Source organism: Proteus vulgaris, from assembly GCF_016239305.1.
Classification (GTDB): domain Bacteria; phylum Pseudomonadota; class Gammaproteobacteria; order Enterobacterales; family Enterobacteriaceae; genus Proteus; species Proteus vulgaris_C.
Genome location: NZ_JAEHOQ010000041.1, coordinates 1 through 15841 on the forward strand (window position 1 = coordinate 1; position 15841 = coordinate 15841).

The following is a 15841-nucleotide window of genomic DNA, read 5'->3' on the forward strand; positions in this document are numbered from 1 at the left end:
TAAAAAAACCCACGAAAAGCATTAGTTTCCGTGGGTTCAAATATGTCACTATTTAATTAGTTAAAATTAATTTGTTCAATTGCCTGCAATATACGTTTATCTGAGATTGGATAAGGTGTTCCTATCTGTTGTGCAAATAGGCTTACTCTTAACTCCTCTATCATCCAGCGAATATTCTGTACATCTGCTTGCTGTTTTTGTTTTTCAGTCAGTTTGCCTAACCACTGTTGCCATTGCTGCATAACATTTTCAACTCGGCTCATTTGTGCACGATCACGATTAGGATCGATAGCCAATTTTTCCATTCGTTTTTCAATCGCACTTAAATAACGAGGAATATCAGCAAGACGTTTCCAACCGTGAGAAGTAACAAAACCAGGAAAAACTAACTGCCCAAGCTGGGCTTTAATATCAGACAATGCAAAAGCAACACTAATATCAACCCGCCCTTTTAAACGTTTATTGATGGCAAATACTTGCGTTAGAATTGCTTCAACTTGTTTTGCTATTTCAACCACTGCATCATTTAGTTCTGCTCTGACATACTCTTGTAGCTTTTGATATTCGTCTTCTTGCCAAATTAAACCACCATAAGACGCCATGAGTTTATCAATACCGCAGGAGATACAATCATCAATTAAATCGAGCACTTTGCCATAAGGATTAAAATAAAGACCAAGCTTTGCTTTATTTGGCAATTTTTCATGCAAGTATTTAATTGGCGAAGGAATATTTAATAATAATAACCGTCGCACACCTTCCCACATTGATGCTTGTTGTTCAGTTTCAGTTTCAAAAAGCTTAATACCTACACTATTTTTTTCATCAACTAAAGCAGGATAAGCCTTCACTGAATAACCACCGCGTTTTTGTTCATATCGCTGTGGTAAATCACCAAAACTCCAAATATGCAGATTTTGCTGCTCGATACCATCATCAGCCACAGCCGATAACGTTTCTTGCACTTTTTCCTTTAGGTTCTCTTTTAACTTATTGAGATCTTTACTTTCTGCCAAAGTTTTATTTTTATCGCCTACAACACGGAATGTCATTTTTAAGTGATCGGCAACTTGGTCAAGTTGCCAACTTTCTCTATCAACCGTCACTCCTGTCATTCGACGTAACTCTTTTTCAAGTCTATCAAGTAAATCACCTTCAACTTGAGGTACTCGCTCTAAAAATGCAGAAGCATAATTAGGGGCTGGTACAAAATTACGACGTATAGGTTTTGGTAATGATTTAATTAAAGCCACAATTAATTCATGACGGATACCCGGAATTTGCCAATCAAAACCCTCATCTTTTACCTGATTTAAAATAGGTAATGGAATATGAACGGTGACGCCATCAGCCGCAGTACCGGGTTCAAATTGATAAGTAAGACGTAATTTCAAATTATCTTGTTGCCAATAGTTCGGATAATCTAATGCACTGACTCGTTTAGCATCATCTTTGATAAGCATACTTTTTTCAAAGTTAAGCAGATCAGGTGATGTTTTCTGGACATCTTTCCACCATTTGTCAAAATGACGAGATGAAACGACATCCTGAGGTATTCGTTGATCGTAGAAGGTAAACATTGTTTCATCATCAACAAGAATGTCACGACGACGAGATTTATGTTCTAACTCTTCAACTTCTGTCCGTAACTTTAAATTGTCACGGAAAAATACATGACGAGTTTGCCAATCCCCTTCCACTAAAGCGTGTCGAATAAAAAGTTCACGGCATAAAAGCGGATCAATTTGGCTGTAATTTATAGGTCGAGAAGCAACGATAGGCAAACCATACAATGTCACTTTTTCATTAGCCATTACAGCGCCCTGCGCTTTTGACCAATGAGGTTCGCTATATTGATGTTTCACCAAATGTTCAGCAATAGGTTCAATCCATTCTGGTTCGACCCTAGCCGCAATTCTTCCCCATAAACGAGAGGTTTCGACTAGCTCCGCCACCATTGTCCATTTAGGTGGTTTTTTGAATAGACCTGAGCCTGGATAAATAGAAAAACGAGCATTCCTTGCGCCAGTGAACTCTTGTTTATCTGCGTCTTTTTGCCCAATATGCGACAATAAACCGCTTAGTAGCGCAACGTGAATACTTCTAAAATCAGCAGGTTCACTATTGACTGGAAAACCTAATTCTTTAACAACTTGTCGCAATTGTGTATAAACATCTTGCCATTCTCTAACTCGCATAAAGTTTAAAAACTCTTGGCGACACAGTTTTCTAAACTGGGAATGACTCAACTCTTTCTGTTGAGTTTTTAAATAATCCCACATATTTAAAAAAGATAAGAAATCAGAATCTTTATCTTGGAAGCGCCGATGTTTTTCATCAGAAGCTTGTTGTTTATCCATCGGTCTTTCACGAGGATCTTGAATTGAAAGTGCGGAAGTAATGACCATCAACTCTTTCACAGCACCATATTTACGCGCTTCAAGTACCATTCTAGCTAAACGAGGATCAATAGGAAGTTGTGCAAGTTGTTTCCCCATAGGGGTTAAATGATAAGCACCATTATTATCTGTTCCCTCTTGTAACGCCCCTAACTCTTCTAATAATCGAACACCGTCTTGAATATTACGTTTATCGGGTGGCTGCACAAATGGGAACGCACTAATATCACCTAATCCTATTGAGGTCATTTGTAAAATAACGGATGCAAGATTAGTTCTTAATATTTCAGGATCGGTAAATTCAGCACGAGAAATAAAATCATCTTCTGAATAAAGGCGAATACAAATACCATCAGAAACACGGCCACAACGCCCTTTTCTTTGGTTGGCTGAAGCTTGAGAAATAGGCTCTATTGGAAGTCGTTGTACTTTAGTACGATAACTATAACGACTGACTCGCGCAAAACCGGTATCAATAACGTATTTAATACCCGGTACAGTTAATGAAGTTTCGGCAACGTTGGTTGCTAAAATAATACGTCTGCCATTATGAGGATGAAAAATTCGATTTTGTTCACTATTCGATAGACGAGCAAATAAAGGTAATACTTCAGTGTGGCGAAGTTGTAATTTATTCAACGCGTCAGCGGTATCTCTGATCTCTCGCTCACCACTCATAAAAATAAGAATATCACCCGCACTTTCTCGGCTTAATTCATCAATAGCATCGATTATCCCATCAGTCATATCCTTATCACTATCCAGTTCATCACCACCAATTGGACGATATCTCACTTCAACAGGATAAGTTCTACCTGAAACTTCAATAATTGGAGCTTGACTAAAGTGTTTAGAAAAACGCTCAGGATCAATGGTTGCTGACGTAATAATGACTTTTAAATCTGGACGCTTAGGTAATAGCTGTTTTAAATAGCCAAGAATAAAATCGATATTTAAACTACGTTCATGGGCTTCGTCGATAATGATCGTGTCATATTGCAATAACAGTTTATCTTGCTGTAATTCTGCTAATAAAATCCCATCCGTCATCAATTTAACAAGTGTATTGTCGCCAACATGATCGCTAAAACGAACTTTATAACCTACCGCTTCTCCTAACGTACTTTTTAATTCGTGAGCAATACGTTCAGACACAGAACGCGCAGCTAAACGGCGCGGTTGAGTATGACCAATATATCCTTTGATCCCTCGCCCTAATTCAAGGCAAATTTTAGGGATTTGTGTTGTTTTACCTGAGCCAGTTTCCCCTGCAATAATAACGACTTGGTTATCTTTTATTGCATTATAAATAGCATCTTTCTTTTGACTAACAGGGAGATTTTCTGGATAAGTAATTTCAGGACAATTAGCTCGACGGCGAATTATCATCTGTTGTGCTGTGGTGATATCTTGCTTAATTGCACTTAATACCGCCTGTTTAGACTCTTCATTATTAATTTTAGCGACGCCACGTAGACGTTTTCTTAACCGTTGCTGCTCCCGCAACGATAATTGCTCTATTTCTTGATAGAGCATGGCAGATGATAATGTCACCTTTTATTATCCTTTTTGAGGTTATTTTCAATCAAAACTAATGCCTTTATGATATCACAACAGATTATTGGCACATAAAGGCTTGATTAAATTTCTTAGCCTATGATTTTATATAATCAATTTATTTGAATAGCATATTCAAAGGATTGAGATGTTATCTTTAAAAAATAGAGTAAAATACCGTAAACTAACAAATTTAAACAATTAGCATATTTGATAGATCAAGAGAAAATAATGAAAAAGATCCTTGTACTGAAGTCTAGCATTTTAGAGCACTACTCACACAGCAATAAAATGGCCGATTACTTGATTGAAAATTGGCAGAATAACCATAAAGATGATGTTATTACTGTGCGCGATCTTGCTAAAGACACAATACCGACCTTAGACCAAGCTACTCTATTCGCTTTTGGTAAAGAAACAGCAATGTTATCTGATGAACAAAAAGTTGCCAGAGCATTATCGGATGAATTAATTAGCGAATTAAAAGCGCATGATATGATTATTATCACTGCACCAATGTACAACTTCTCAATACCGGCACAGTTAAAACATTACATTGATTATATCGCTCGTGCAGGTGAAACATTTAAATATACCGAAGCCGGTTCTGTAGGTTTACTTGAAGATAAACAAGCGATTATATTAACGAGCCGTGGTGGGATTCATAAAGATCAACCTTCTGATCTTATCGCTCCTTTCCTAAAACAATTTTTAGCATTTATTGGTATTAACGACGTACAATTTATTATGGCCGAAGGTACTGCCTTTGGTGAAGAATATGCACAGCAATCTCACCTGCAAGCACAAAAAGAAATTGATGCTGTCGTTAATACAAGAAGTATTACAGCAAAATAATAAGTTATATTTTTCTTAAAGCACCTACTTCAGGTGCTTTTTTTATATCTAAATTTAACATCCCCTTAAAATAATTATCATATTATTTTTCTTTTATAAAAAAATCATAGCTAATTTATAATTAATAAACCTTAATAGAGAAAAATTCTCTTTTTAACAAAACCCTTGAAACAATAATAAAATATAGGTTATTTTAATAACCATATTTTGATTTTTATTCTTTCATTCATATCGTAAATAAATATTTATATAAAAAACTAATTGGATTTATAAAGAATAAATTAATAAGATTTAATCGCTTTAAGTAACATAGAAATAATTAAATAATTTTATTAATTCAATAAATGGAACTTACGATGAAAAAAAACATACTCTCATTATTCATTCTATCTACAACTCTTTTATCAGCTCAATCAAATGCTGTTGAATATACAGAAAAAAATGTAGGAACAATTACAATTAATGGTTCTGTTACAGCAAATCCTAGATGTCAACTAGAGGCAATACAAGCCGTTGAATTACCGCCTGTTCAAGCAAGTAACTTTGGCGCTGATAATATTGCTAAAACTCAAGCTCAACCACTCTCTATTCAATTTAATAACTGTAATGAAAATATTAATAGTATACAATTACAAATCCCAAAACAAACTAAGAGACTTTTAGAAAACTTAGCTGATAATGGTAGTAATGTTGATATTGCTATTTTTGATGCTGATAAAAACATAATTGAATTAGATAATGAAAAGCCTAACGCATTTAAATCAAATGTGAATAAAGATAATCAAAACGCACAATTTTTATTCGACGTTAACTATATAAAACCTAATGGATTAGATGCAACGCCAGGTCTAGTATCATCCACTTTGACTTTTGATGTTATATATAGTGATATTGCTGTAGACTAAAAACCATAAATTAACAAAGCTGGGTTTCCAGCTTTGTATTACCATTTTCCTTCAAATTATCATTTAAAGAATATGATTAAAAAAATTAAAATTTTTATATTACTTATTACCTTCCCTATATATAGCCAATCATCGATAGAAATAAATAAAGATAAATTCATTTTTATTGAAAGCAAAAACCAAGAAATAATTGAAATAAATAACAAAACAGACAATGATTATTTTATACAAAGTTGGATTACTTATTATAACAGAGAAAATAGTACTGAGCTTCCTTTTATGGTAACCCCTCCTCTTTTTAAAATAGAAAGAAATGAAAGTTATTCTTTAAAAATATTTAAAACAAATGAAATAAAAGAAAAAGATCGAGAAACATTATATAGAATAAACATTAAGAGAATACCTATTTTATCAGACACCGCTCACAATAGAAACATGTTACATGTTTCTATAAATTCCGTTTATAATTTAATCTACAGACCTAAATCAATAGAGAAAGGTGCAACAAATGCTTATGAAAAAATTGAATTTTTAAAAAATAAAAATAATGAATTTATTATAAATAATCCTACACCTTATTTTATTACTTTATCTTCAATTTATTTTAATGATATTTTAGTATTTGGTGAAATTAAAACAATCCCACCTTTTAAAAAATATAATACAAAAAAAGAAATTTCAGGAAACGGGATCGTGAAATGGAAAACATTTGATCAACATAATTTTGAAATAGAGGCTGTAGACAAGGAAGTTATTAATGATTATTAAGCACATTAAAATAAAAATTGCATTTTTTATTTTAACTTCTGTTTATAACAAATACACTATAGCTCAAGATAGCGCACTCTCAATTTATACTCATTTATTTTCTAATATTGATAATGAAACTATAAAATTACTTCTTGAAAATAAAAAACCGGAAGGGTTCTATCATTCTATAATCTATATAAATAATAGAAAAAAAATAGCAAAGCTACTTTATTTTAAAAATATAGATGATAAATTAACCCCCTGTCTTTCTATTGAAGATTTTATTGCTCTTGGTATTGATACTGACTTTTATAAAATAAACAAAGAAAATACAAATCTAATACTTTTAAATAATCTTTCAATTGATTTCAAATTTAATTTTTCCAATCAAAAATTAAATTTAATTATCCCACAAAAAGCATTAATAAAAAATGAAAACCTTATTACTAATGAAAAAGATTGGGATAATGGAATCACAACATTATTCAGCAAATATTCATATTCTATTAGACACAATGAAAAAAAAAGGAGTGAACAAAAAATTATTTTTCATTCAGGCCTTAATTTAGGGAGATGGCGTATACGTAGTCAAAATAGTATCTATTGGGATCAAAACCTTTATCAATCCAAACTTTCATCAATATATACATATCGACATATTAATTCTTTTTCTTCTCTTTTTTATGGGGGTAGATTTTCACCTACAACACGGATACTACCAACAGATAAAATAATTGGCTTTCAATTAATATCCAATAATTTAATTTCAAACAATACTCTTTATGCTAATAAGCCAATTATTGAAGGGACCGCAGAGACCCAAGCCCAAGTAGTTATCAAACAAGGTGATAAAATTATTTATGAAACCAATGTTCCTCCAGGCCCTTTTATTATAGACTCATTGCCCGTTTTAGGGAGTGAAAAACTAACGTTAGAAATAAAAGAAGAAGACGGAAGAGTAAAAATCTCAACACATTATTTTACATTGTTGCCTAATCAATTAAATAAAGGAAATTATCAATATAATTTAATTACAGGTACATTATCAAATGATAGCTATAAAGAAAATTCCATTCTCCTTTTAAGTGAATTTTCATATGGTCTTAGCCAAAAAATTACCTCATATAACGCAATAAAAAAACGGGATAGTCATATGAACTATCTATCAGGGCTATCTCTTGATTTAGGTCTACTAGGGGGATTAGCAACAGATATAAGTTATGAAAATAACAATAGCAAATTAAAATATCAATTACACCATCAAAAAAATATTTTAAAAACAAAAACTTATTTTACTTCTAGGATATCTTTTTATCATTATTTAGATCATGATCCACAAAAAGATAGAATGGAAAGAAGTTATTTATTTTCTTTATCACAAAATATTAATGAATTAGGTTATTTTTCTTTTCAGTATCATAAAAAAACATATAGTAACTCACCTAAAAATTTCGAGTTAAGCTCGTCTTTTTCATCTTCGCTAAATAAAATAAATTATAGCTTTAAATATAATTTAAAAAAAGAAAAATATATTTTAGATCATATTTTATCACTTAATATTCATATGCCATTAGGAGGTAATAGTAATCACTATCATTGGTTTAATAATCAAACAAACTATCAAGCTGGGAAAAAAAACCTCATAAATTCCACTAATATTGGAGGGACTATTCCTAACCATAATTTAGGATATTCGATAAACTATCGACATACACATAATACAAAAGTAAAATCTAACCGTTTTTCCACCAATACCCGCTATCAAAATAACTACCAGTTTTATACATTTAATATAAATAAAATGGAGGATAATTATAATTATAATATCTCTATTAATGGTGGGATCGTTTTTCATTCTGATGGTATTACCCTTACTCCTCGTTTAAGTAGAACATTTGCATTAATTAATACTCAAGGAATTTCTGGAATTAAAACATCTTTTTCATCAAAAGCAGAAACGGATATTTTTGGGAATCTAATTTTAAATAACATAACACCTTATCAAATAAATAATATTAAATTAAGCGCAACGTCATTGCCCCAAAAAGCAGAAACAGAAACTTATAGTAAAACTGTTATTCCTACATTAGGTGCAGTACCTAAAATAATCTTTCCAGTTAAAATAGGTTATCGTGTTATTTTTAAATCAACAACACCTCTTCCTTTTGCATCAACAGTCACAACATTTGATAAAAACGGTAATATTATCTCTCATGGGTTAGTTTCAGAAAATAATTTAATTTTTCTTTCTGGCATCACAGAAGAAGGCTTTGTTCGTGTGAAATGGGGGGAAGATAAACAATGCCAATTTAATTATGATATTGATGATAATGAAAAAAACACCATATTAATAAAAAAAGAAATTAACTGTCTTTAAATTTAATCTATCAAGAGAAAACATGAAAAATATTATCTATTTAATTATTACACTACTATTTATATTTTTTTCATTACCCTCAGTGGCAAGACGTGGTGATCATGATATTCCTTTAAGTTGTAATATTGACTACATCTATGAAAATATCAGCGATAGGCTTTCTGTTAATGAAAATGATTTTTCGTCACATATAGCGGGAACATTAGCAGATATTGACAATCATATTATCATTATTGTTATAAAAGATTGTTCTAAAAGCTATGGTGATGTTCGTTTAAAAATTGAAAATTCAAGCATTGATAATAATACTGGATATTTAAAAAATAGGATCACTGGCGATAGTGCAAGTGATAATGTTGCATTTCAATTATTGTACAATATTGAGGAAAAACCTATAAACCTTAATGAAGAAAGTGAATTTATTGAAACATTAAATGATGGAACTACAGAATTCTATTTTTCAGTCAATTATGTAAAGAAAGATAATATGCCACCAAACTCTGGTTATATACAATCAAATATTATTTTCACTATAATGATAAATGATAATGTGGTTACATTTGATGATAATGATTAATCGTAATTATAAAAAAAGCATGAACTCCATTTACAGTGTTCATGCTTTTAAATTTCTCTAATAATCTTAACTCTCAATTTTGGAATTAACTATTTTTTTACCCATTTGCCATTAATGCCTTTAACAAACTCACCTTCATTGGCTCTTGCCACTAATTTTTCACCAGCCAATCGAGCTACAGATTCTGGTGTTATCTGATTAGTTTTAGCAATTTCAGCATATTTTGTTTTTCTTGCTTGATTTATTTCATTAACAAGCTGTTGAGCTTGCTTATTATTAGTTTCTACAAGCTCAATATAACCACTAAAGGTCTCCCCTACCAACCCTTGTGATCTCGCTTCATCAAGCGTTAATGCTATGGCATTAACACTAGTTAAAGCTATCATTAGACCAAAGCTTAAGAGATATTTTTTATAATTCATCATTTATCCTTTAAAAAATGGCACTGTTATTTTTCAAGAGATCTTCGACTTGTCTGTCTATTTTTACATTAATCTCATGTTCAATTTTAACATTCATATTAATATTAATCGGCTTATCGGGCGTAGCGACTTCTAGTCGAATACATCCTGTTAACGCTGATATTCCCATCATTAAAGCCGTTAATAAAAATAGTTTTTTTAAAAATAATGGTTTCACTCTGACTCACTCCCTAAATCTGATAAGCTTTTTTCTAACCACTCTTCCAATTGTGAGCCAAATCGTAAACTTCGCCATAATTGAAAGACATTTTCTTCGTGCCGATAATTGAGATTAACTTGTCGACGTTTATCTTCTAGAGGGTTCGTTCCTTGAATTTCGGCCTCTAATATTAACTCACCTAAATTGCTTAAATTGACACGAGTCCAAGAACGACTGATCTCTAAATACCGCAACCACGCCATAGCAATGCCTGCTGACATATTATTATCATCAATCGAATCAACAAAATCTTTATCAAGTCTTAACGTCAAGTAAGATGAATTAGCAAGCCATCCATCTTTAATAATCCATTGATTATTATTAATAAAGAATGGAAATTCACCACTAACTTTACCCGATGCAGCAAACTGAGTCACTTTTAATAAAGTAAATAAATGACTTAATTGAATATTATCAAGAGAAATAATCGCCGCATCACGTTGTGGAATAGTAAGTTTTGCCAATGAAATGGTTCCATCGAGCATGGCTACATTCACGTTAGATAAGACTAATGGCTTACTTTCAGTTGCTGGATAAAAACCTTGAAGATCTGCCGTAATATCGGTCATTTCAAAAAGATTATTAACACGTTTTATTCGTAACTGAACAGGCTGTTTAACACCCAATTGCCATTCATCACCGTTTAAACGCCAAGGTAAAATAAAGTCTAACCCTTCTAAAGCTCCATCTTTAAGCCACATTCCTCCCTGCTTAACAACAAGATGACCACCAGCAATTAAGCCTTGTTCTGGTGCAATAGAAAAATCTGCTTGGGTATAGAGTTCACCTTTATCAAGAGTAATCCCTAAATCTTCTGGCACTAGAGATTGAAAAACATTTATTGATTGTGAAGGCCAACGCATTTGCCCTCTCAGCCTTGCACCATCCCAACGCGTATTAATTGCAATAGGTCCTATATTGGGTTTGGCGCTTAACTCACCTTTCATATTAAAATTAAAGGGTGATTCACCACTGATCGTGGCAATAAAATCGGTTTTATCTAAAAAACCACCAGCCGGAAAATCTATACGTTGACTGGTTAGTTTTAATTTTCCACCAAATGTTGGTTTTTTCTCATCTCTTACCCAACGAAATGGGCTCTCTAAAGATAATCGAGGTGCCGTCATCGTTGTATGTTGGTATTTTAAAACATCAAATCCTGTATTAAGTTTTTCAAAACTAACTAATTTATCAGCCCAATAGCCTGTTCCCGCAATATCCCAACGTGCTTTTAAAGGTAATAAATTTCCCTCCCCCCAATAACGCCATTGCCACGTTCCATTATCAGGTAAAAAATCAATGGCTTTACCTTGAAAATGAATACGATAGTCACCCCAAATACTGTCTTGTGCGACAACAATCGCATTTAAACGCCCATTGAAACCTTTTGATGAAAATGTTGTTCCTGCTAATGGTAAACGTGCATCTTTTATGGTGAGCGTTTCAGTTAATGGGCCTTTAAACCGAAGTAATGAACCAGATTGAAATTCAACAGTAGGATCAGCTAATGTTCCCGTTATATGAACAGGTAATTGCGCACTGGCTTGCATTAATTCTTTATTAACCACGCCAGTTATTTGAATAGGAATATGTGCATCTAGCCAATTTACTGCTGTTTCAGGAATTGAGATAACTAAATTTCCTTTTCCAGAATTACCTTCTGTCATTACATTTAATCGTGCAGTTAATCTTAAATCTGTCAGACCTTTTTGCCATTGGGCAATATTAATATTAACACCGCCACGCAAGGGTTGATCTAGTCCAAACCATTCCCAACGGCCTTGTTCAATGACAATATTTTCAGCTGTGACTGTCCAAGGTAATAAAGCCAATGCGTGACCACCACCTTGTTCAGCAACTGAAATAGTGCCAGATTGTCCTATCCATTCAAGAATAAAAACTAAGGGATGTGCATAGTGAGAAGTTAATAACGTGGCATCGATGGTGCCTTTTTCAGGTAATGACGCTATATCCAAAGGAAGTGCTATTTCAGCAGCAAGTTCAATATTATTGTCATCAGGCAAATTTACTTTGAACTGCTTTATATCTAGCCATTTATTGTCTCTAATAAAAATACCAAGTTGAGCATTTTCCCCTTGGTACGTCACTAACCGTCCACCTTGTTGTGTTTTTAGCTGTAGCGCACCTTGATAGCGAGTATTTTCTTTTAAGAATACATTTTCTATATTGACGGCTAAATAAGGTATCGATGTTAATAATGAATTTATTTCAACAGGCACTGTTGTTGTTTCTTCCTGTTTATTAGGTGGCATCGTTGAAAAACAATGTTCATCAATAGCGAGTTGCTGGCTATTAAATTGCAGTTTATCAATCTGTTCTTTTTGATAAGAAAAAGCAAAGTTGTCAATATTTGCTAAAGTACAACTGGCTGTTGTTAATGCGATATTCTCAATAGAAATGCCTGTTCGCTGTAATTGAGGCTGAGATAATGAAAGCGAGACGCCTTCAGGTAGGTAAGATTTAGCGATAACAGGCAACCAATGAGGGATAGACACCCACAACGCAGTGCCGATTAGGCCTACACCTACTAGTATCGTCCCTGTCCATTTGATTGTTTTTCTTAACAACACATCATATTCCTTTTAAACAAACCTGAACCATCCACTTACCCCACTAAATTGTTTATAATGATAGTATTAATTTCTTTCATATTGAGGCTGGATAATTCTTGTTTTTCCAGTCTCAGAACAAAATTTTAATCGAGAGTAGAGAAAACTGGATGAAAATCGTTTCCTATAGTACTAAACATTATGATCGTAAACACATGGAATGGGTCAATCAACATAATGGATATCATTATGATATTGAATATTTCGATTTTAGTTTAACAGAACAAACCGCAAAAAATGCCGTTGGAGCAGATGCTGTTTGCATTTTCGTCAATGACGATGCAAATCGTGCGGTTTTGCAAGAGCTTGCTAGCCTTAATATTCGTATACTTGCTTTACGCTGTGCGGGTTTTAATAACGTTGACTTAGAAGCAGCGACTGAATTGGGTATCACTGTTGTCCGTGTGCCAGCCTATTCACCAGAGGCTATTGCAGAACATGCTGTTGGTATGATGCTCTCCTTAAATCGCCGCATACACAGAGCTTACCAGCGTACTCGCGATGCAAACTTCTCATTAGAAGGCCTAACCGGTTTTAATATGCATAATCGCACTGCAGGTATTATTGGCACCGGTAAAATTGGATTAGCAACATTACGCATATTAAAAGGCTTTGGTATGAAATTACTAGCCTATGATCCTTACCCAAATCAAGCCGTACTTGATTTAGGTGCTGAATATGTCGATTTAGCCACAATTTACGCAAATTCTCATGTAATTTCATTACATTGCCCGTTAACCGCAGATAACCATCATCTATTAAATGAAACTGCTTTTGCACAAATGAAGGACGGTGTGATGATTATAAATACCAGCCGTGGTGCATTAATTGATTCAGCGGCAGCGATTAATGCCTTAAAGCAAGGCAAAATTGGTGCATTAGGTATGGACGTTTATGAAAATGAACGTGATCTTTTCTTTGAAGATAAATCCAATGACGTTATTCAAGATGATATTTTCCGTCGTCTATCTTCTTGTCATAATGTGTTATTTACTGGGCATCAAGCGTTCTTAACAGAAGAAGCCTTGATCAGTATTAGTGAGACAACACTACATAATATTAAAGAAGTTGCTTCAGGCAATACCTGTATTAACCAAATTAAAGCGTAATACTCAGCACTCAGATTAAATGTAATAAAAAACCCCCTTTGACATTATTTAGCCAAGGGGGCTTTTTTATCAGTGAGAAATGTCGTATTTATTTCTCTTGAGAATCGAGAACCTCAGCCGATTTTGTAACACCAAAGCGAGATAATTTTTCGTTATCTTCGTCGACTTTAAATTGTGAAACCAATTTAGCCAATTGATGAGCTTCATCATCCATATTAGCTGTAATTGCTGCTGACTCTTCAACTAATGCTGCATTTTGTTGCGTCACAGTATCCATCTCACTTACTGCTAACGCAATTTGATTGATCCCCATACTTTGCTCATTAGAAGCAAGGGCAATCTGTTGCATAAAATCATTTACTTGATTAATTGTCGTCACGATCTCTGACATTGAACGACCCGCTTGAGCCACTTGTTGAGAGCCTACATGTACTTTATTAACTGAATGGGTGATTAGCTCATTAATCTCTTTTGCGGCTTCTGCACTACGACTTGCTAAATTACGCACTTCAGACGCAACAACGGTAAATCCGCGACCTTGCTCACCCGCTCTAGCAGCTTCAACGGCAGCATTCAATGATAAAATATTAGTTTGGTTTGCAATGCTATTAATGATGTCATTGATATCTGCGATTTTCTTTGCACTTTCAGAGATTGAAGACATGGTTTCTACCACGCTATCCATAACACTCTCCCCATTTTGAGCAGAGCTTGTCGCTGTTAGTGCTAATTTACTGGCTTCTCGTGAGTTATCCGCATTTTTTTCAACCGTTGTTTTAATTTGCTCCATACTTGCAACCGTTTCTTGTAATGCACTTGCTTGCTCTTCAGTACGAGAAGATAAATCCGTGTTTCCTGTCGCAATTTCGCTTGCACTCACACTAATGGTGTTAACAGCATTTTTGACGGAAGAGATCATGTGGCTGAGTGAATTTTTCATCTTATTCATTTCATTGAATAATTGACCAAATTCATTAGTTCCGTGATTATCTACTCGCATACTTAAATCACCTTGGCTCATCTTACTAAAAATATCATTAAGTATTTTGATATTGCCAATAAAGGTATGAGAGAACCAACGTAATATAAAGACAAATAATAGAATAACGATAATACCCGTTGTAACCGACACTATCATCAAGCGTTCTTGAGATACTTTTGCAATATCGATATAGCTATTTTCAATACCATTAGCCACAGCATAATATTGCATGGTGATATCGTTTAGCTCGTCCATTTTTACACTGGCAGAGTGTGTTGTCAGCTCACCTCGACGCAATCGCTCTAACGCACCCGTAAAAATATCAAGCAGTTCATCAAAGCGTTTTGTCATATCATCTGCTAATTCACGCCCTTCCATCGTTAGCTTTTCAGCATCTGCCCAACGGTGGATCTCCTCGCGGGTAACTTCAATATACTCGGCAGTTTGATGAAAATATTTTGCAGATGGTTTTTCATTCACTCTTAATTGTCCATCTAAACCATTAATATTTGCCCTGATCACAGCCATTTGATATCGAGCTTTGCCCATTAACAACATCTGCTGGCTTAGGCTATTTGATGAAACGAAATTATTATAAGATCGAGTGGAAGCATCATAACTAAAATAAATAATGCTCATAATCAACGCAAATAAAATGGCCAGCATGACCTTAACGGTCTTTTCTATACTGATATTTTTAAACATGGTCATATTCCATCAAAATATACAGAGTTTTTTATCTGTACATTTGTAAGATATCAGAATGCACTCTGTCTCTGACAAAGAGTGTATTCCCTGGTGTAATAAAATAAGGCTAAAATTTATTCATTAGAATATAAAGACGCGTAAGATCCGCCTTTGCTTATAATGTCGGTAATAATGAGAGAAAACTTTAGAGTGCAGTGAAAAGCATTTTTCATTTATCAAATAAACGATTGTTTTATCCAGCCAGTGGTAAATTAACTCTATAATATCCCGCAATGATGCTGATTTTACTCAGAAAAAGATAATTTATTAAA

At 33.6% G+C, this 15841-nt stretch carries 11 protein-coding genes; 6 read left to right on the top strand and 5 right to left on the bottom strand.

Going from position 1 to position 15841, the window contains the following annotated elements; all coding sequences use genetic code 11:
- Nucleotides 1-56: 56 nt before the first annotated feature.
- Nucleotides 57-3953: an ATP-dependent RNA helicase HrpA gene (gene hrpA, locus JEP40_RS18505; RefSeq protein ID WP_198624741.1), complete on the bottom strand. Its 3897-nt coding sequence runs from the start codon at nt 3951-3953 to the stop codon at nt 57-59.
- Nucleotides 3954-4187: 234 nt separating this feature from the next.
- On the opposite strand from hrpA, the gene JEP40_RS18510 reads away from it, so the two are divergent.
- The 5 genes from JEP40_RS18510 to JEP40_RS18530 all read left to right on the top strand — a co-directional run bounded on the left by JEP40_RS18510 (nt 4188) and on the right by JEP40_RS18530 (nt 9420).
- The gene (locus tag JEP40_RS18510) at nt 4188-4811 is read left to right on the top strand and encodes an FMN-dependent NADH-azoreductase (RefSeq protein WP_198624742.1); all 624 of its coding nucleotides are present in this window, start codon (nt 4188-4190) and stop codon (nt 4809-4811) included.
- Nucleotides 4812-5167: 356 nt separating this feature from the next.
- Nucleotides 5168-5716: a fimbrial protein gene (locus JEP40_RS18515; protein WP_198624743.1), complete on the top strand. Its 549-nt coding sequence runs from the start codon at nt 5168-5170 to the stop codon at nt 5714-5716.
- A 72-nt stretch (nt 5717-5788) separates the two neighbouring features.
- Nucleotides 5789-6484, top strand: coding sequence for a molecular chaperone (locus JEP40_RS18520; protein WP_198624744.1), 696 nt, complete (start codon nt 5789-5791; stop codon nt 6482-6484).
- A complete protein-coding gene (locus tag JEP40_RS18525) occupies nt 6474-8843 on the top strand; it encodes a fimbria/pilus outer membrane usher protein (RefSeq protein ID WP_198624745.1) in 2370 nt (789 codons plus the stop codon). Before JEP40_RS18520 ends, JEP40_RS18525 begins: the two co-directional genes overlap by 11 nt.
- A 22-nt stretch (nt 8844-8865) precedes the next feature.
- Complete coding sequence (locus JEP40_RS18530; RefSeq protein ID WP_198624746.1) at nt 8866-9420, top strand: fimbrial protein; 555 nt, start codon at nt 8866-8868, stop codon at nt 9418-9420.
- A gap of 89 nt (nt 9421-9509) precedes the next feature.
- Here the strand turns inward: JEP40_RS18530 and JEP40_RS18535 are convergent, their stop codons facing one another.
- Genes JEP40_RS18535 through JEP40_RS18545 form a run of 3 tightly spaced genes read right to left on the bottom strand, consistent with a single transcriptional unit; the run spans nt 9510 to nt 12692 of the window.
- Entirely contained in the window at nt 9510-9842 is a 333-nt protein-coding gene (locus tag JEP40_RS18535) for a YdbL family protein (protein WP_198624747.1), read from the bottom strand.
- 10 nt (nt 9843-9852) lie between these two features.
- On the bottom strand, nt 9853-10059 hold the full coding sequence (locus tag JEP40_RS18540) for a YnbE family lipoprotein (RefSeq protein ID WP_109408118.1): 207 nt from the start codon (nt 10057-10059) through the stop codon (nt 9853-9855).
- Nucleotides 10056-12692 carry a YdbH family protein gene (locus JEP40_RS18545; RefSeq protein ID WP_198624748.1) on the bottom strand — a complete coding sequence of 879 codons (2637 nt, stop codon included), beginning with the start codon at nt 12690-12692 and terminating at the stop codon, nt 10056-10058. The genes JEP40_RS18540 and JEP40_RS18545 overlap by 4 nt, the downstream gene beginning before the upstream one ends.
- A 149-nt stretch (nt 12693-12841) precedes the next feature.
- On the opposite strand from JEP40_RS18545, the gene JEP40_RS18550 reads away from it, so the two are divergent.
- Nucleotides 12842-13840, top strand: coding sequence for a 2-hydroxyacid dehydrogenase (locus tag JEP40_RS18550; protein ID WP_198624749.1), 999 nt, complete (start codon nt 12842-12844; stop codon nt 13838-13840).
- Between the two features lie 88 nt (nt 13841-13928).
- Here JEP40_RS18550 and JEP40_RS18555 read toward each other — a convergent pair whose 3' ends face one another.
- Nucleotides 13929-15527, bottom strand: coding sequence for a methyl-accepting chemotaxis protein (locus JEP40_RS18555; protein WP_198624750.1), 1599 nt, complete (start codon nt 15525-15527; stop codon nt 13929-13931).
- Nucleotides 15528-15841 lie beyond the last annotated feature (314 nt).